The sequence below is a fragment of the Neolewinella persica DSM 23188 genome (genome assembly GCF_000373105.1).
Classification (GTDB): domain Bacteria; phylum Bacteroidota; class Bacteroidia; order Chitinophagales; family Saprospiraceae; genus Neolewinella; species Neolewinella persica.
Map to the genome: position 1 here is coordinate 84900 of NZ_KB890423.1, position 20273 is coordinate 105172.

The 20273-nt window shown below is 51.7% G+C and carries 8 protein-coding genes; 4 read left to right on the forward strand and 4 right to left on the reverse strand.

Translation table 11 applies throughout. The annotated features are described in order from the left end of the window. Positions 1–14: 14 nt before the first annotated feature. Together B036_RS0108240 and B036_RS0108245 are read right to left on the reverse strand one after the other, a co-directional pair. Positions 15–1493, reverse strand: a complete 1479-nt coding sequence (locus tag B036_RS0108240; protein ID WP_044102145.1) for a sulfatase family protein — start codon at positions 1491–1493, stop codon at positions 15–17. A gap of 341 nt (positions 1494–1834) precedes the next feature. Then, on the reverse strand, positions 1835–5854 hold the full coding sequence (locus B036_RS0108245; protein ID WP_026231802.1) for a two-component regulator propeller domain-containing protein: 4020 nt from the start codon (positions 5852–5854) through the stop codon (positions 1835–1837). A 608-nt stretch (positions 5855–6462) separates the two neighbouring features. Here B036_RS0108245 and B036_RS28540 point away from each other — a divergent pair. The 4 genes from B036_RS28540 (at position 6463) to B036_RS0108270 (ending at position 15580) form a co-directional block, all read left to right on the forward strand. After that, a complete protein-coding gene (locus B036_RS28540; RefSeq protein WP_020568225.1) occupies positions 6463–9573 on the forward strand; it encodes a SusC/RagA family TonB-linked outer membrane protein in 3111 nt (1036 codons plus the stop codon). A gap of 21 nt (positions 9574–9594) precedes the next feature. Then, positions 9595–11376 (forward strand): RagB/SusD family nutrient uptake outer membrane protein, encoded by a 1782-nt coding sequence (locus B036_RS28545; protein ID WP_020568226.1) that lies wholly within the window; start codon positions 9595–9597, stop codon positions 11374–11376. A gap of 919 nt (positions 11377–12295) precedes the next feature. Further along, positions 12296–13705 carry a sulfatase-like hydrolase/transferase gene (locus tag B036_RS0108265; protein WP_020568227.1) on the forward strand — a complete coding sequence of 470 codons (1410 nt, stop codon included), beginning with the start codon at positions 12296–12298 and terminating at the stop codon, positions 13703–13705. A 3-nt stretch (positions 13706–13708) separates the two neighbouring features. Beyond that, complete coding sequence (locus B036_RS0108270) at positions 13709–15580, forward strand: right-handed parallel beta-helix repeat-containing protein (protein WP_083926163.1); 1872 nt, start codon at positions 13709–13711, stop codon at positions 15578–15580. A 116-nt stretch (positions 15581–15696) separates the two neighbouring features. On the opposite strand, the gene B036_RS0108275 is transcribed toward B036_RS0108270, so the two are convergent. Together B036_RS0108275 and B036_RS0108280 are read right to left on the reverse strand one after the other, a co-directional pair. Continuing rightward, positions 15697–18972 (reverse strand): leucine-rich repeat domain-containing protein, encoded by a 3276-nt coding sequence (locus B036_RS0108275; protein ID WP_020568229.1) that lies wholly within the window; start codon positions 18970–18972, stop codon positions 15697–15699. Beyond that, positions 18965–20080, reverse strand: a complete 1116-nt coding sequence (locus tag B036_RS0108280; RefSeq protein WP_020568230.1) for a hypothetical protein — start codon at positions 20078–20080, stop codon at positions 18965–18967. The genes B036_RS0108275 and B036_RS0108280 overlap by 8 nt, the downstream gene beginning before the upstream one ends. Between the last annotated feature and the right edge of the window lie 193 nt (positions 20081–20273).

Genomic DNA, 20273 nt, shown 5'->3' on the forward strand with positions numbered 1-20273 from the left:
TTTGGGATATTTTGTTATTGCTTATGCGCCAGGTACAACTTTCGGGACTTCCCAAAGCCGATTTCTTCCCCAGCCAGCATGCGCTTGTAAAGCGCAGGTTTTTCTTTTTTTATGTAGTCCAGGATCTCAACCGAGATCGGGTGAACGGGACGATAGACATCAGAGACAGGTTTCATCTTCCGGTCGTAGCGCTTGGTGAGTTTGCGTAATCGACGTAGGGTGCGTTTATGGGCGTCTTCCCCTACAAGGTTATGTAGTTCTTCCGGATCGTTTTCCAGGTCATAAAGTTCTTCTCCTGGTTTGGTGGGCAGGAAAAAAAAGGCTTGTTCCGGTGTGAGTTGTCCGGCATCCCGCAAGGTTCGCATGCGATGCACCGCTGGTCGGTAAAACTCGAGGTATGCCTGCCCGGCATCGAAGGGTGTTTCAGGTTTATCGTTGCGGATGTATTTCCAGCGGTCGGAGGTTAGGGCACGGGAGTCTTCCATGATTTCGTCCCAAAGATCTCGGGCGGCGTACACGTATTTGCGGTTGAAGCCCTTGTCAAAAATAGGTTTACCCGTGAGGTAGCCTGGCAGCTCAGCCCCGGCATAGGCAAGGATGGTGGCAGTAATATCTGTGGTGCTTATAACCTTACTTTGCACCTGCGGCCCCGCCCCTTTTGCTCTGGGATCGTAAATAATTAACGGAATGCGAAGCCCCGGGTCGTGCAGGTAGCCCTTCCCACGGATATTACAACGACCGTTATCACCAATAAAAATCACAATGGTGTTATCAGCAAGGCCCTTATCTTCCAACTCCTGGCGGATCATGCCGACCTCCCGGTCCATATATTCAAGTTGATCGAGATAGCGCGCCCAATCCTTACGAACGACCGGATCATCGGCCATGTAAGTTGGCAAACTTACTTTGGCGGGGTCATGCCGATCAGGAGATTCCTGACTAATCCTTTCCCACCAGTCACCGCGGTGGGTAACATTAAGTTGAATCTGAGCGAAAAAGGGACCGTCCTCCGGCAAGAACTCGTCATACTTGTCGAAGAGTCCAAAAGCAGATTTTCCGTCCCAAAGGCCTAAATCCTCATGTTTGAAATTGACGTCGGTTTTTCTTCCTTTTCCCATGACGCTGTGGTTGCCCAGCACGGTCGTATATCCAGCTTCCCTCAGAAGCTGCGTAAAGGGGCGGTAGGGTAGCGACAGTGGCACCTCCCGGTTACTTCTGTGCTGGTGGGTATTTGTTTTAACCTGGTGAGCCCCAATCATCATCGATGAACGACTGGGCGAGCAAATGGGGTTGGTGACAAAGCAATTCTCAAAGCGGATACCCTTTGCCGCCATTGCGTCTAAATTTGGGGTGCGTACATCGGGCATGTCATAGCAAGAGAGGTCGGTACTAATGTCCTCCGCCATGAGCCAGATGATGTTTGGTTTAGCTTGGGCAGTTAACTGGAAACTGATAAATATGAGGGCCAGCAACGGCAGAAGTTGTTTGCACATTTCTATTGGACGTTGTACGAGTTAGGTCTTAGTTTGAGTGGAGCCTAATAACTCACTCCGGGTAAGGCCATACGGAAGTAGGGTAAAGATGCCGCTACAAGGCTATTACCAAGGGGGCATAAGCGTTCATCTGACTGCCCCATATCGGCCAATTCGTTTGATTTGTTGGCACAATCACTGCGGTCATTGGATCTGTCGCAACAAATCGGGTCCTACTCATACTTCTTCACGAACGGCCACTTCAGCGAGCTCATAGACCGGTTGGCTGTGTGTAGCGGTGTTCGGAACTGGTACCCTCAGGCAATAAAAAGCCTACTTTTCCTAAGTTTATATCCGCAGGATTACCCCGATGACGCATTCCCATTTTGCCTGGTCGACCGATAAATTGAAGGAAGTTCGTCAAACTCTTGCTGAAAACTTTTCCTGAAGTACTTAGCATCTTTAAAGCCAACTTCGTAGGCAATTTGCCCGATCGGCGTTTGGGGTTCGGACAGCAAGCGTTCAGCGGCACGCCGCAACCGGACGCCACGGATAAAGGCCGAGATCGACAAACCGGTCAGCGACTTGGTTTTTCGAAAAAGAGTGGAGCGGCTCATAAAAAGCTCCTTGGCTAAAATGTCTCCACTTAGGTTATCTTCATCAAAACGCTCAAGAATCAGCGTAGTTAACTTACGTAAAAATTCCTCTTCAGGATCAGCTTCAACGGGCAATTCCCCTGGTTCGAAACGAAGCTGATTGCGGTAGTATTTCCTTAATTTCTCCCGGTTATTCAACAGGCTACCCAGGCGAGCCCGTAACACATCCGAGCTGAATGGCTTGGTGATGTAGTCATCAGCCCCTTCGCTTAATCCACTTACCTGAAATACCGTACTGGTACGGGCAGTGAGTAATAAGACTGGAATATGAGAAGTCGCTACGGTTGTTTTCAGGTGTTTGCACAACTCGATGCCATCCATCTTCGGCATCATTACATCGCTCACTACAATATCCGGTATTTGTTTACGAGCCAGGGCCAGTGCTGCTTCGCCGTCTCCGGCTGTTATCACCCGGTACGTTCCGTTGAGCTGCCCTTTCAAGTAGGCCAGGATCTCGGTGTTGTCATCCACCAATAGGAGGGTAGGCTGGTGCTCGGCAGCGACCATTACCACAGGTGGGGCCATATCTCCGGCGTAGTGCCGTTGATCATCATGCCCCTTGAAATCAGACAATACCTCTTCATCACCAAAATGCGCCCGGCCGGAAGGTAAGTACACTTCGAAAACAGCCCCACCTTTCGGTCCATCTGCCAGGCTAATTCGTCCGTGGTGCAGCTCAATGATTCGTTTTGAGAAAGCCAGACCGATGCCACTACTGATCGGCAGGGCAATATCATCATGATGCAATTGCACAAAGCGGTCAAATACTTTCTTTCGGTCCTCTTTCGGGATTCCCGGACCATCATCTGCCACCGAGAAACACAATCCTTCTCTGTCTGGCGAAAGGGTGAAAACTACTTCCTTTTTACAGAATTTGAAGGCATTGCTCAGCAGGTTACAGATCACGATTTCCAACTTGTCCCGGTCGTAGTAGAAGTCGTTGAACGTGCCTTTACTGATGAAGTGGTAATTCAGCTTCCGGCTGTCGGCCAAAGGCTGAAAAGACCGGTATATTTCTCTGGCGAAAGCTTCAAAATCTCCGGGGGCTGTCTCGAGCTGTAACTGCCCACTTTCTGATTTACGAAAATCAAGCAGCTGATTTACGAGGTTGAGTAAGCGGGAAGCACTTCTGTGAACCCCGGTGATGACGTCGTGGGTATGGGCGACCAACCTGCGGTCTCCCAACAGGTCGGTTAGCGGGCTCAGAATAAGGGTCAGTGGCGTTCTTAATTCGTGGCTTATGTTAGTGAAAAATTTGAGCTTCGCCTCGGTCAGTTCCCGTTCGTTCTGCTCTGCTAATTCGGCCAATTCTGTGCGGGTAGTAAGTTCCTGCCGGCGCATTTCATTCCGCCGGACCAAGTATAGAATGAGGCCAATCAACAGGACATAAAGGAGATAGGCGAAGTTTGACCGCCAGGGTGGGGGAGGGATTCGTAAACCCAGGACCACGGGGTCGCTCCAGTTCATACGGTCGCGGCTACCCCTTAATTCCAGGTCATAAGTGCCGGAGCGCAGGCCCGTAAACGTAAGGCTGCCAAATTCCGGCACATCAATCCATTCTTCGCTTAACCCCCGGAGGCGATACTGACTGGTCACCGTCTCGGTCCCCAGGTAATCGGTGGTTGCGTAAGCCAGAGAAAAACTGGAATGTTGGTAAGAGAGGTCTAATTCTTCTATATCACTGATCACCCGGGACAGTGGTGTTTTTCCAGCGATCTCTTCACCAACTTTGATCCGTTTTCCATCAATATCGAGGCTCGTGAGTACCAGAACCGGGGCCGGACGGTCGGTACTGATGGCGGAAGGGTCAAAATAAATCAGGCCATTGGTCCCACCAAAATACAGAACCCCCTCTTTGTCAATGGCCGTTGCATCAATGTTAAACTGCCCTGCGGTTACCCCATCGGACACACCGAAAGATAAGATATACCCCGTTTGCGGATCAAGGCGAAATAGGCCTCGGGAGGTACTTCCCCAGATAAAGCCGTTGTGATCGATATTGACCGCCGTAACGAAATCATCCGGCAGGCCTTCCGCCGCAGTAAACGTTTTGACCGCAATTAAATGGCCATCATCAGTTATTTTCATCCGTTCTAGCCCCGCAGGGGTGGCTATCCAGAGCTCTCTACTCCGTACCAACAGATCGTGGCATATAAGACTTGCCAGGTGATCACCTCCGTTCATCTCCGGAGGGAACAATTCTCTGCTGTCAAGGTCAAAACGATGCACCCCGGCATAGCTTCCGATCCAGACGCTTTCCGCGCCCTCTGCAAAAGAACGAATGCGCAAACTGGCCATCTTTTCCTTAAAATCCGGGAACCCGATGGGCGGTAGAGGACTTTGCGCATCTGGCAAATATGCCACGCCGTCCCTTTGGGAACCCAGCCACAAACCACCTCCCTTTTCTCGGTGCAAAACAGCAATGTACACGGCTCCTCCCGCCAGCCTGACGATCTTACCGTTCGCGTCCTGGCTGAAGACACCCTCTAGCCCACCAGTTATTGGTCGGTTATCTTCCGTGACTACGACAGCTTGTATCTTACTCATTTTAAAATCCTCCCGTACTTCCGGCTGGCTTCCATGTTTCCATTCATGCAGGCCACCAGCTCTAGTCCCTAACCAAATGGTGCCGTCCTGTCCGGTTGCAATACAACGAACGTTATTATCCAGCAAGCCGGTTTTTCGATTAGGTTGATTGCCCAAATAAGAAAAGCCACCACGGGGCGACAACTTCACCACCCCACCATATGCCGTACCAAGCCAAACCAAGTCCTGGTTATCAATGTGAATATCGATGATTGATCGAAGAGAAGTGTTCAGTGGACCTTCGTAAGTTCGGCTGATCGGAATCTCCTCTATCTCACCAGTGACCTTCCTGACGAACAAACCACCACCCCAGGTTCCAATCCATAGCCGTCCATGATGATCAACGTTTAAGGACTCAATATTGAACCCTGGTGAAATTTGCTCGATCAGCTCCAACTCATGCATCTTATGTGTTGTCAGATCAATATTCGCAAGTAAGCGATTAGTTCCCAACCAGATTCTCTGACCCAACGTGTCCTCCACCAGCCTGTGTATCTGGCGGGAAGTAGGGAAACTTACAAAGTTGTCTTCCGCAGCATTATAATAAAAGACTTCCTCCACTGCACCGTACCAAATGTTGCCATATCGGTCGGAAATCACTTCCCGCACGTGAGTATCCGGGTGGCGGCGCATCACCACCTCGTTTTTTTCGGGGTCCAGGACGATGATGCCATGCCTTGAAGTACCAATCCATAGTCGGCCGTGCTTATCCTCTGCTAACGACACTGCCCAGAAGTTGACGTCCATCAATGCTCCTAGCACCTCATTATAATTAGTGAACTGGTCAAGTTTAGGATCATATTTGGAGATTCCTCCGTTTTTTGTCGCCAACCAAAACTGGCCATCACGGGAAGGGCACAACGTCTCTACATTTTCACTTAGCAAGCCGTCATTTACGGTTCGGGGGGTGTAAGTCTTAAAGTTCTTCCCGTCATAGGTATTCAGACCACCCTCCGTAGCCAGCCACTTGATTCCCCGGTAGTCGCTGATGATCGATGAGACGTAATTGCTGGCAAGTCCGTCTGCTACATCCAGATAGGTGATCGCATAGGATTCCTGTATGCTTCCCTGGCCAGATAAATGACCAAAAGAACCAACCAATACATACAGACTAAATGATAATAAGATGGTAATCCGCATAGCTCAACGTCCAGAGTTTTTCAAACCACTAATCACGCGCTTAGGTCTCTGCAGTGGAATCCTCTCCTACCTCAATGTAGTCAGGATTCCTCATTTCTGTAATCGTTACGGCCAAAATGAACCTCCCTTCCCCCTTTAATCGGATAAATCTGACCGGTTTGCCCTCGTTATCGTGGTGTATATACAGTCAAAATGTCATGAAAAGCCAGACGCTTTAGGCGCGGACGCTGGTGCAGATGAAGGGTTAATAAAAGCAGGGTTCCTGGATGCTTGGGTTGGAGGAGAAGAATTTGAAGTTTAACTGCCCTAAATCGCCTGGCCTCTCCTCCAGCGATAGCCTCACTAGACAGTGGCGATGGGTTCTTTGATCATAAAGGACCATTGCTGACAACCTCGTCTGCTACATCCTTACAGTACAGATGAACTTTGCCTGAGATCTAGGAAACACAAGCCTTGAGCAAAGATTTGCCCGATCAACACCCGTAGGATGAACGGTTATCCCCCCTCGTTTGAGGTACCCGTTAGGCCATCTTTACGATGCCCGGAGGAATTATCCGGGGCTAATCTGACACACCACTTACTTTTTACTTTAAGTCGAACACTTGTATATGAAAAATCACATACTATTAAAAGCTGCTCTGATGTTCTCCGGGTGGCTCTTCTGCGGGCTCTTAGTTGCCCAGCAAAGCGTTTCGGGCACCATAGTTGACGCCGATGGTACTCCACTGATCGGGGTGAACATCGTGCAACAAAACACTTCCAGTGGAACGGTTACTGATCTCGATGGCACCTATCAGCTAACGGTTCCTGGCGACGCTGTCCTCGTTATTAGTTATACCGGGTTTACCACAATTACCGAAGCAGTAGCTAATCGAAGTATTATCAACATCACGATGCAGGAAGGTGCCACACTGGATGAGGTAGTCGTTGTTGGTTATGGCCGTGAGAAAAAGTCAACGCTTACCGGCTCCGTTTCGGCGATCAATAGCGAGCAATTAACGGCGGTCCCCGTAGCCAATGCTGCTAACCTGCTTAGCGGTCGGGTCCCGGGCGTAATGACCCGTCAAAACTCCGGACTGCCGGGGGGAGAAGATACCCAGATCCGAATTCGTGGCTTCGCCAGGGCTCCTCTGGTACTGGTGGATGGTGTGCAAATGGACTTCAGCCGCATCGACCCCAACGACATTGAAACCATCACCATACTAAAAGATGCCGCCGCTGCCGTTTACGGTGCCCGGGCGGGCAACGGGGTTGTTTTGGTCACCACCAAACGGGGGACCACCGGCAAGCCTAAGATTGCTTACAACGGAAGTTACACCCTGCAGTCTGCTGTCTCTTTCCAGGAGCACGTCAGTGCCGGCCAGTATGTACAGTTGGTCCGTGAAGGAGACCTGAACGACGGCAACGGCTACGACTTCACCTTTGATGACCAGCTGCAGCAAAATTATGAAACCGGTGCTCCAGGTTTCGAGGGCGGAGACTGGGTCGGAGCCCTGATCGACAACAACGCGCCGATGCAACAGCACAATCTCAGCGTTTCTGGTGGCACGGCCGACATTAAGTATTACACTTCTTTCGGATACACCGATCAGGAGAGTTACTTCCGGACCCGGGATTTCGACTACAACCGGATCAACGCCCGATCTAATATCGATGCGCAGATCAACCAAAACCTCAGCTTCAACCTGGATCTTTCTTACCGCGAAGAAACGACCAATCGGTCCACCAGCAATCTAGGTGCCATCTGGACGGATCTGGCTACCGCCCAACCCATACTACCAACTAGTTTACCTGATCCTTCCATCGGAAACGCCTACTCAGGTTTTTCTCAGCGGAACCCGGTCCTGCTTACGGACCGGAGCAAAGTCGGCTTCTGGGATCAGGTTGACAATGTATTTCGTGGTAAACTCGGAGGCAATTATAAGATTCCCTTCATTAAGGGGCTGACCCTCCGGGCGGAAGTCAACGTCGAGCAGCTGAGCCGAGCCACCAAAAGCTTCCGTAAGTCGGCCGAACTTTATCAGTACCTGCCTGAAACGGACAATTACACGCTGGAAGGCGTGTTTAGCCCGGTAAGCAGTATTTCAGACGCTCAGTTTCGCCGGACCCAACTATACCCCCTCGTTTCCCTGGAGTATCAAAAGAAGGTTGGCAACCACAGCGTAAAGCTGCTCGGTATTGCAGAACAACAGACGCGGAAGTTCAGTAGCCTGAGTGCTTCCCGGCTGAACTTGCTGGCCAGCTCCATTCCTGAGCTCTTCATTGGATCCACTGATCAGCAACTGAACAGTGGTAATTCCGGAGCCGATATTGGCCGTAAAAGTGTCGTTGGCCGCCTCAACTACGGATTTAAAGACCGTTACCTTTTCGAAGCGACCATGCGCGCTGACGGTAACGTCCTTTTTGCACCCGAAACCCGTTGGGGCTATTTCCCCAGTGTATCCGCCGGGTGGGTTATTTCCGAAGAATCTTTCTTCAACAGTTCAAAGGTTGTTGACTTCCTGAAGTTACGTGCATCATACTCCCGGTTGGGGGACGACCAGGCCAACGGCCTCAATGGCTATGATTACCTGACGGGTTACGATCTGGAGGGTAGCCCATACTTGTTTGGCGAAAGTGAAGGTCAGCCAAGAATTCGTACCCGTGGCCTGGTCAATCCGGCCCTGACCTGGGAGATTCTGACAATGACCAATATTGGCCTGGAAGCGACCCTATTTGATGGCAAGTTAGGCGTGGAAATTGATGTGTTCAATCGTAAGAGGGAAGGCATCATCGACATCAACGTGGAAGACGTACCCTCTACTTTCGGTGCCGTCCTTCCGGTGGTCAACATCAACTCTCAGGAGAGCAGAGGTTTTGAAGTATTGCTGAGTTATGAGCAAAGAATCGGTGCCTTCAAGATTGACATTTCTCCAAATATATCTCTTGCGCGTTCTACCTGGCTGGAAGTCAAAAGCCAGGAAGATTTCACCGACCCTGACCAGAAGCGCCTGTTTGAACTCGATGGCAAGCGTGTCAACCGTTTCGTCGGCTACCGCAGCGATGGTATCTTCATGAGCCAGGCTGAGATCGACGATTATGGCGTTGTCCAGGATGGTAACGCTAACACTACCCTGCGCCCGGGAGACATTCGCTACCGGGATCTCGACGGCGACGGTGAGATCACCTTTCGCGACCAGGATGAAATCGCCTTCAATACGGGCTTGCCCGAACTGGCCGGCGGTCTTAACCTTGGCATAACGTACAAGAATTTCCGCTTGAGTGGCCTGCTGCAGGGCGCGTCCAATTTCAGCATCAACATTTCGGGTAATGCACGCAGCGCCTTCAGCAACGCCTCCATTCCATTTGTTTACCATTACGACAACCGCTGGCAGCCAGACCCCAATAACCCCGGGGTCAACATCAACCCCAACGCCAGCCTGCCCGCCATCACCCAGGCACCAGGAGCCAACAACAACCGTGTCTCCGATTTCTGGGTAAAGAATGTGAACTACTTAAGGCTTAAGAATCTTAACCTGACTTACGCACTGCCCGCCAGTATCCTGTCTAAAATCGGGATCGGGACGATGGATGTCTACGTTGCAGGTGAGAACATTCTTACCACCAACAACCTTGGCATCTTCCAGAATGCTTTCGACCCCGAAGCACAGTCAGGTAACCCCGCCCGAACCTTCCCAATCACCAGGACCATCGCCTTCGGCCTGCGGGCTTCATTGTAAACTATCATATACAGATTGATTATGAAAAATTCATTCAATTACTTACTACTTGCTGTATTCCTGGCCTTTTCCTCGTGTCAGGATCCTTTTGAGTTGACGCCAACCGATATCATTTCCGGATCAGTCGTCTTTGAAGATGAAGGCCTCGCGGATGCTTTTCTGGCAGACCTCTACGAACGGGCATTGTTTCATTATAACACTGGTCAGTCGAACTTCGAAATGAATCTGGTCAATGCTTTTGGTGGAGAATCACGAAATTTCGCCCCCTGGCAATCTCCGTTTGGCCAGGTTATGGACACCGATTTTGATGAGAATGGTGCCGGAGTCATCGCTCATTGGCCCTACAATACCATTCGCGAATGCAACGTCTACATTGAAGGGTTACCGTTGTCTGCAGGGTTGGACCAGGATTATATTGCCATCAGGGTGGGGGAAGCACGCTTTATCCGCGCCTGGGAATATTTCCAAATGGTTATCCGGTATGGGGGAGTGCCGATCGTGACCAGCGCCTTACCCGCAGATGCCAGCGACGAAGAACTCTTCGTTAACCGTAATTCTGAAAAAGAGGTGTATGATTTCATCGCCTCGGAAATGGATGCCATTGCCGCCGTCCTGCCCGGGCAAGCGGATATCGACGGACGCGTTACCCGGTGGGCGGCCCTGGCGCTGAAAAGCCGGGCCATGCTTTACGCTGCCAGCGTCGCCAATTTCGGGACACAACAACTCAATGGTATCCTTGGCTTCCCTTCCAATGAGGCAAACAACTACTACCAGCAGTCGTTAAGTGCCTCTATGGAAATCATGCAAAACGGACCGTTTTCCCTCTATCGAAATAATGCTGACCCAGTGGAGAATTTCACTAACCTGTTCCTTGATGAAGCAAACAACCCGGAAGTCATCTTTGCCGAAAAGTATGACCTCGAAGCCGGTAAGAACCACAGCTGGGACATAACCGGAACACCCGCAGGCTTTGGCTTTGCCTGGAACTCCAACTATCCGGTTTACCTGGAAACTATGGAGTTGTTTGACTTCACCGATGGTGCATCCGGCAAGGTAGATCGTTCGCTCTATGACGACGCAACCCCCATTGACCCAGCCCGGTTCTTTGGCGAACGTGACCCTCGTTTCCGAGCTTCGGTATTCTATCCGGGTACTTCCTTTAAAGGCGGCACCTTTTACTCTCACCGTAGTACAGACTACACGGACCCCGCTACCGGAATGGTTACCCAAACCACTGCACCCGGATTCATTATTCCGGGCTCCGATGGCTGGCCTGGTTCCGGCCATCCACGGCACCGTGGTGGTAACCCAACTGGTCTGTTAACCCGTAAAATGATCAACCCCGCCACGCCCGACGGCACCGCCTCCAGCACCGACGTCATCATCATGCGCTACGGAGAGATCCTGCTCAACTACGTGGAAGCCGCTTTCTATCTGGGCGACCCCAACGGTGATATGGCAACGGTCTTCAACGACATTCGCGACAGAGCCGGCATGCCGGAACTTACCACCGCCGAAATCACGGAGGATCGTATTCGTCAGGAAAGAAGGGTCGAGTTGGCCTTCGAATCCCAGATATTCTGGGACTTGAGAAGGTGGCGGACTGCCGTTGAAGAACTGCACAACGTGCAGCGTCACCGGACGCACTATCGCTACAACTACGATACGGGCATGTACACTATTGCCATTGCAGACGGTGACCTGGGCAGGGTACGCCTGCACCCCGAAAAAAACTACTACTACGCCCTTGGCTTAAACCGGATTGCCGACAACCCTAACCTTGTGGAAAATCCAGGTTATTGATACATATGTTTTCAGCCACACGACCTCGAATAAAACCTTAGCATAATAGTATGTTGCTAAATATTCCGGTGGTACAGCTATAAATTTTTGCTGTTTTTCACTTGTCGCTTAGTGACCGCCCTTGAGTTGCCTGGGACAAGGAGGAACGACGCGGTCCCAGGTAACTCAAGGGCCGTTAAGGTAGGACGACGCGCTGCGTCGTTAGGTTAATGCAAAGTCCGTTACCCCGGACTTTGCCCAGGGTAGCTATTGTATATTCGATACGCGAAATTCGGACCCGTTAAACTTTTTAGAATTTATGTTACACTGTACTAGTGCTCTGTCAGGCCGACCTTGTCACACTACCTGCGGCGCCTTTTGCCCGCTGGTGACGTTTGCTTGAATCCTCATTTAGCTACGGCTAACTCTGGTTAAAGCGCCTTGTCAGCAGGGCAATACCCACCAGCATTTAATGCGACGGAATCGACCTGACAGAGCACTAGCTGTACCACCGGTTTTGATTAGGGCGGGGCCATAGGTTCAAAAAGGATTTAAGGAGCAAGAGACGAAGGGTGACAGTAACCACTAAAGTATTCAGGCGCCAAGAGCTACACTAAGGAGAATTAGGGGGCGGGGTCGCAGGTGCAAAATGGAAGATCGAAGCAGGAACATACCCTTCACGAAGTGGTTTTGGGAAATTGCGTGGCGCTGAGCGCCTTCAAGCGCTACCGACGAACCTGCTAGTGAAGTGAAAACTATGTTTCATTTCAGAAACTTCCTGACTTATTCCGTACGAACGGAGCTTTGCCCGTGAGTATCGGCACACTGAAGGTCTCTTCCTTGCCTTCCGACCTTTCCTTGCATCCTGCGGCCGCGCCTCCTTCTCTTGCCCTCCTCCCGCCAAACAAAAAAACCAGCCACCTTTCCATAAACTTTGATCATGCGCTTCCCGCTTCTCTTATTATTCCTGGTCCTGATCCTCCCCGCCTGCAAAAGCCCGCAGACCAGTACTGACCGCCCGCCCAACCTCGTCCTTATATTAGTTGATGACCTGGGATATGGCGATGTAGGCTTCAACGGTTGCCAGGACATCCCCACGCCTCACATTGATCGGCTGGCGGCAGCAGGCGTGATCTTCACCAACGGCTACGTTAGCTACCCCGTATGCGGCCCCAGCCGCGCCGGGTTAATCACCGGTCGTTACCAGGATCGTTTTGGCTTCTCCCGTAATCCACTCTTTGCCCCCAATGACCCCGATATGGGATTGCCGGTAGCGGAAGAGACCATTGCTGAGGTCCTGCACAAGGTGGGCTACAAATCAGCAGCTCTGGGCAAGTGGCACCTCGGTGCGCACGAAAGCCAGCGGCCTTTGGTACAGGGCTTCGATGATTTCTTTGGTTTCCTTACCGGCGGGCATCGGTATTTTCCTAAGGACTATACCCTGGCCGACGAATACGAGGTAAATAGCCAATACGCTGCCTACCGCACAAAATTATTGCGGAACGAAACCCGGATCGAGGAAACGGAGTACCTCACCGATGCGCTCTCCCGCGAGGCGGTGAATTATATTGAGAAGTACCAGGGCAACCCCTTCTTTATTTACCTGGCATATAATGCGCCGCATGCGCCAATGGAAGCCACCGATAAATACCTTGATCGATTCCCCCACATTGAAAACAAACGCCGACGAACCTACGCCGCCATGGTGAGTGCCGTCGATGATGGGGTAGGGCGCATCCTTGATCAGCTGGAAGCACTCCATCTGGAAGAAAACACCCTGGTCGTTTTTCTTTCCGACAACGGTGGGCCGGAACACGTTAATGGTTCGGATAATGGGGCCTTACGTGGCAGGAAAGGCGATCTTTTTGAGGGAGGCATTCGGGTTCCTTATGCGATGAAATGGCCAGGGGAAATCCCGGCAGGTCTTCGATACGATGAAATGGTTAGCTCGTTGGACATTTTGGGTACCATGGCTGGCCAACAGGCAGGTGGTAACCCGGCAAAGAACCCCTTAGATGGTGTTGACCTTTTGCCATTCCTCAAAGGAGCGGCTGATGGTCTGCCACACAATCAGCTTTTCTGGAAGAAGGTGGATCAACAGCGACATGCTATCCGGAGAGGGACAGATAAATTGATCAGTTTTCAGGATGGGCCGCAGTTGTATGATCTGGGCGAAGACATTGGGGAAGCAAATAACCTGGTGGAGCAACAGGCTGCTAAGGTGAAAGGCCTGGAAGAAGCCTGGGAGGCTTGGAACGCGAACAACCAGGACCCCGTATTCCTCGGTCTCCTGCAGGATTCTCTTTACAGCACCCTTCACCCAAACCGTTTCACCCGACCAAACGATTAATTTATGCGTCTTCTACTACTTAACCGATCACTTCTCCTGGTCTTCATGGCCCTGTTCTTTTTGTCCGGCTCCCTTTCAGCCACCACCTTCTACGTCAGCACCTCCTCGGGGGATGATGGAAATGACGGCCTGAGCGCCACATCAGCCTGGCAAACCATCGGAAAAGTGAACGCCCGGTTAATGGAACCCGGTGACAGCGTGCTTTTTCACGCTGGAGAGACCTTTGTTGGTCAACTTCGACTCGTCAACGAAAGTGGGGATCCGGGCTTTCCGATTGTAATCAGTAGATATGGGACAGGGGAGCGGCCGGTGATTGATGGTGACGGCCATTTAGCCACCATCCTCCTCGAAAACAGTGGTCAGGTCCACCTCTCTGAGTTTGAAATTAAAAACGACGGAGGGCCTGCTCAACCTGGCACTTCCGTGAAACTCCGGTATGGCCTTTACCTGGTCAATACCTTCACGGACGGGACCACTTTCGATCACTACCGGTTCACCAACCTGACCTTTCGGAATATTTACTCCACCCAGCAAATAAACGATGATGATCAAACGGGGGTTAATGCCCACGCCATCAAAACGAAAAACTCCGGATTCAATCCTGAACATCCCATTCACTTCCGGGATATGCTCGTGGAAGGCTGCTTTTTTACCCGCACCGGCCGCCATGCCGTGGTGATTGGTGCCACCGACCAGCTTACCCTGCGGAGTAACCTGTTTCAACACGTGGGCGGAGCTGGTATGGTCATGGCCGCTCATAGCCGGAACATCCTCGTCGAAGACAACATAACTGATCATACCGGTTCTAACCTCGACCCGCGTATGGCAGCAAGGGGAAGCGGTTTGTGGGCATACCGCACGACCAACCTGACGGTGCAAAACAATCGATTCCTGCACGCCCGGGGCTTTAAAGATTCCTTTGGCATGCACATCGATATTGGCAACCGCAATGTGGTGTATCAGTACAATTACAGCGAAGACAACGAAGGGGGATTTGTGGAAATCCTGGGCGGCAACAGGAACGTCGGATATCGTTACAACGTAAGTGTCGGAGACGGCTGGCGGATGCGGGGCCCGCAACTGGGTAGAATCTTTTGGGTCGGTGGCTGGTCCGGGACGGTAAACCAGCCCGCAGCCTCCGACAGTGTTTTTATCTACAATAACTCAGTGTACGTACGAGACACGATCGCCCCACGGATATGGATTGAGGCCGTAACGAAAAACACCCGGATCTATAACAACATCGTCTACGTAGCGAATGAATTCAGTGACGTGTTCATTAAGAATGACCCCAGACTAAATGACTTCAGCCACAACATCTGGTTCGGCAATATTGCTAACCGGGACACGGATGGGGAAGTCTATCAGGGAGTTACAGATTTTCACGAAGACCCACGATATGAAAAGACCCCACCAAGGGACTGGGAGGACGTTCGACTTTTAGCTGGTAGTCCGGCGATAGGTACCGGAAAATTGATCTATGACCCAGCCGTCAGTCATCCGTTCGATGGGTACAGCAATCATGGCGGTCGGGATTTCTTTGGGCAGTGGGTGTCTACTACGGAACCTTCTAATATTGGGGCTTATAACGGCTTGCCGGTCAGCACGGCCTCTCCGGAAAGACTTCCGGTGCAGGTGTATCCTAATCCGGTTAACCGGGGCAAGGCACTCACCATTGAAGTGCCGCGCGAAATGCAGCGGGACCGGGTTCAGCTGCAGTTGGTTGACACTACCGGTAGGGTAGTGCTGGAATTCGCTGCTCAGGGACGGGAGACCATTGAGTGTAAGACTTCTATGCTTTCTGGGGGGAGTTATTTGCTGCGGCTTAGTGGCGGTAGGTTTCGGGTTACTCGGTGGGTTGTTTTAGTAGAATAGTTTGGGAGGCCGCTTTACCTTCTGCATATCTCAGGTATTGTTCCCCGGCACTTGTGCCGGTTGATAAATGGGGCCGGCACAAGTGCCGGGGAACTAAAGTTGCAGCCACCCCATCCTCACTCCATCTCATACCGAATATCCGTATCCGGCAGCACCTTCCGCCAGTAGGCCACTTCCTCGGGTGGGATGCTGGTGCCGCGCAGGTCGAGGATTTTCAGGGTGGGGGCCAGGTTGATGAAGGTTTTGGGGAGGGTGTGGATGTTGGGGGAGGTGTTGTAAGTGGTGAGATACGGTCCGGGAGGTGCGTAAATTGGGCTAGTTAAATATATTTCTTTGATTTCAGCAAACCCGAGCCAGTCGTTCAAGGTAATTTGCTTGTCTTTATCCCCATTCATTACGAGAAACAGTACGTTTATCTTGTTTGTCTTCACATTAGAGGGGGGAAGACTATCTAATAGAGCATTTCTTTCGACAAAAAGAGTGTCAATATTTACTGACCAGGGTGATGTTGACAAGGATGAAATCGAGCGATTATAATTAATGTTTAACCTTTGGAGGTTTATGGTTTCTTTCCAGGTGGGTACGTCGCTTAAGACTTCGTTGCCGCTAATTTCAAGTTTTTGAAGTTGGTCCAGCCCTTGCCAAGTGGGTAAGTCTCTTAAGGCGTTATTACCCCAGATTTCAAGTTTTTGAAGTTGGTTCAGCCCTTGCCAATTGGGTAATTCCCATAAACTACTATTGTTGCTAATTTCAAGTGTCTGTAGTTGTTCCAGCCCTTGCCAAGCCGGTAAGGTGTCTAGTCTGCCGCTAATTACAAGTTTTTGCAGTCGGCCCAGGCCTTGCCAGGTGGGTAAATTGTATAAACTATAATTGTTGGTGATTTCAAGTTTTTGCAGTTGTTCCAGCCCTTCCCAAGTGGGTAAGTCGCTTAAGGAATTATTGTAATGAAGTATAAGTTGCTGTAGCTTTTCCAGCCCTTGCCAGGAGGGTAAAGTATCCAGGTTGTGGCTGGCACTAATTTCAAGTTTTTGAAGTTGGTCCAGCCCTTGCCAGGAGGGTAAGGCGCTTAGGACGTTGTTGCCGCTAATTTCAAGTTTTTGCAGTTGTTCCAGCCCTTCCCAAGTGGGTAAGTCGCTTAAGACGTCGTTGCTATTAATTTCAAGTTTTTGCAGTTGTTCCAGCCCTTCCCAAGAGGGCAAGGCGAATAAATTATAATTACTACTAATTACAAGATTTGTTAAGTTGTCTAATTTTTTTATTGCCTTAGGAATACTAATAATTCCTAACGGGTAATCATTTCTTACTGGCCCAAGATAAATACTATCAATATCCGTCAAATCACGACTTCCGACCTCCCGCTCCCAAATCCCCAAAGTACTCTCCAGCTGTGCAATCCGTATTTCAGTCATTGTAAACTGCAAAAAAGTATCCTGTTTGATTAAAAGCTCCCTAAAACCAGCTAACGATTCCTCAATTTCTCCTTTAAGAATTTGCTCATCCTTCTTTGCCGTAGCCTTAGCAATTCCTAAATATTTTTCCGCAAGGGCTTCTTCCAAACTACCTTCTTCCGCAAAAAACCGCGCCGCCCCCCAATAAGTAACCGCATCCCGCCAAGCGCCCTCACCGAAGAAGTCATTCCCCCGGTCCAGCAAATACTGGAAGGCATCGTCTTCTGCCAGGGCTTCATTCAGGGCGGCGGCGCGGGCGGCGCGCTCCACTGCTTCGTTTCGGGCACTGGTGGCCAGGCGAGTTTGCTCATTGGCTATTTCTCGCTGCTGATCAGCCGTATCCTTAGCAGCCACGGCAATACTCGTCTGTAGTTTCGCCTCGGTAATATTGTCTTCTGCCACCAGCCGCAAACTATCTGCAATAATCGTCTTCCGCTGAGCATCCGCCTGCGCTTCTTCAGCCTCCTGCCGTTGTCCCAAAGCCCATACAAAAGCCCCCACAGCCAAAACTGCCAAAACCGCCATCACCCCCCCAAACAACCGCTCCCGCCGCCGCTTTTTTTGCTCCGCCAGCAGCACCGCTTCCTGCTCCTTCAGCTTAGCCTCAGCCGCCAATTTCTGCTCTTCCAACAAAGCAGCCGCAAGCCTCTCTTCACGGCCCTTCCGCGAAGCAAGGGCAGGAACCAATAGCGTATCATGGCTCAGCTCATAGCTCAAGCCGCCAGTGCTGTTCGGCTCCCGACGGAGGAGGTAGCTTTCAACTAATCTGTCGAGAAAGGGCTGATCTACTCCTTCCAAGCGGTACTCCTGAAGGAGTGCTCGCCCATCCACACTCATGCGGAGGCCAGTTCCGTCTTCCGCTACCTGAACGAGTCTATCTTCAATCATCCGACGGGCCACGGGCTGAAGGCCGGGGGCTACCGCGCCGATTTGGCGGGCATAATAGTCTTCCATGACCTGGTTCGTCGCAGGCAGGTCGGAGACTTCCACGTCGGGTAAGCCGTTGCCGTCCCGGTCCGGGATCTCGCCAGCGATTACGCGGGCCTCGATGGCGTTGCAGAATACCTGTAACAAGAAGGCTTCTACGCCACCACCGGCTCCGGGCTGGGAGTTTTGCAGGGTTTTCAGGAGGTGAGCCAGGGTATCGGGACGGTACTCGAAGGGTGGGGAGGCAAAATCATGGCCTCCGGTAGCTACAGCGCCGAGCAGTGCAGGCTGCACGATGGCTGCCTGTGCCTGGGTAGGGGAGAGGGGGCCGAGTTGGAGGCGTTTATGGAGGATGGCGGGGAGGCGGTCCTGTAACCGGTCGAGCTCGCTGAGCCGGTCGGAGCGGATGGAAAAGAGGGCACGAACGTCGATTCGGCGACTGAGGTAGCTCAGGGTCTCTTCCTCCAGCTTGTCGTCGTTCTCTTCAAGGTAGCGGGGGTAATCTGTGTACAGCAGTTCCGCAAGTTGTTCTTTGAAGGCGGCCTGTTGATCGGTGGGGTAGGTGAAGAATTCCTCGAACTGATCGAAGATGAGGACCAGGTGGGCGTTGTCGGGGAGGTTTTGGCGCTTCCAGTCGCCCCAGAGTGTTTTGGGTAGGGTAGCGGGCAAGTTGGTGCTGGTGGGTGCGATGCCCCATGCCTTCAAGGCGGCAGATTGCTGGAAACGGTACTTGTCGAAGAGGTCTGCTCCGGCCTGCCAGGCGTTGAAATGGATCACCAAAGGCAGGTACAAGCGGCGACCCCGATCATTTTCAGCGGTCATCCATGGTAAAAGGCCAGCCTGAATGAGGGAAGACTTGCCGTAGCCGGACTTTCCGTAGAGCACGGTCAGTCGCTCTCCGCTTACAGTACTGAATAGGCGTTGGGTATCCTCCTCGCGGCCGAAGAAGATGCCTTGCTGCTCCGTCCGGAAGGGCTGGACACCGGGGTAACGATTGCGGTTAGCTGCCTTAGCCATCAACGGGGATTTTGGTGACCAGAGATAGGAGGGCGTAACGAATGCGGTTCAGCACCAACCGGAGATCTTCGGCGGAGGCTGTACCATTTTGTTGTGTTTTTAAATAGTCGCGATACTGCCCCTGCAAAAGCGGTAGGGTAGTCGTTGTTTCTTTCGAAAGAAGCACGCCTTTAAGGGCCGTGAAAGCCTGTTCAAAATCACCCGCAATCAACAACTGACGAACCTTGATGGCGGCTGGAGCGTCCGGCTCGGTTAGCTCGCGCAGCAGGCCGGGGCTCGCCGCGCAAGCGGCGTGGATGTCGGAGAAATCTTCGCGGGATAGCGACTGGTGGGTAATGTTGAATTGCTTGAGAATGAACTGGCGGTTGTTATCGCTCAGGTCGCAAAGGATGGGGTAATTCTGGTTGTAATTATTGAACGGACTGTCGAGCTGGTTGATGTAGTGCAGGAAGAGTTGGAGGTACCAGCGTTCCAGTTCCACGCCGAGGAGGACGAAGTGGTCTGCTTCCCTGAGTTTGTCGGTCAGTTCGCGGGGAACCCCGGTGTCAGAAAGCAGGTATTTGAGCCGGTCGAAAAGGTCGTGGTAATCGAGGACGGTAGAATCCATCTTATCCAGTGCGCTACCGGCAAGGTTGTAAAGGAGGGGGCGCTCCTTGCCATTGGGGTAGGCGAGTTCTTTTAGCTCTGGCTTATCGTGGGTAGTGAAGTAGTCAAATTGCGGCTCGCGCCAGTAAGTGACGAAGGCGTCCCACACTCTTTTGTCCGGGTTCAGGTTAAGGATGACGGGAAAGGGGATGGCGACGATCTGTCGGAGTAGCTCAGCGTCAGGTTGCCATTCGTCGGTTCGGGCTACTTCCCGAATGCACTTGCGGGCACGGCGTTTGGCCTTAGCGTCCCGAAATTGGAAGAGGTTATCGCGCTCGTAGAAATGTCCGATACCTTCTCCAACCTCAGCCTGCACCCGCGTCCGCGCCAACTCACTGAAGGACGTTTGCTCTGCGCCCCGGTAGTAGGGAATAGCGTCTGGCCCCAACACGAGGATGGCTTCTCCGTCGCGGATACTATCTACGAGGTCTTCCCAATCCGGTGGGGTAGGCGTTTCTGACATTTTTTGGTACTCTGTATGTATGGGCACGGGAAAGGTAGGGAATATTGCTGGTTAGTGAACTGTTATTGCTTTTGAACCCCTTCCTTGCTCCTGCGTCCCCGCAAAATGCTTTTATAATGATGGGGAACTGATTCGATGGGTATGAAAAGGTGTAACCATACGAATTACGAGCACATATCTACATCTCATGCTA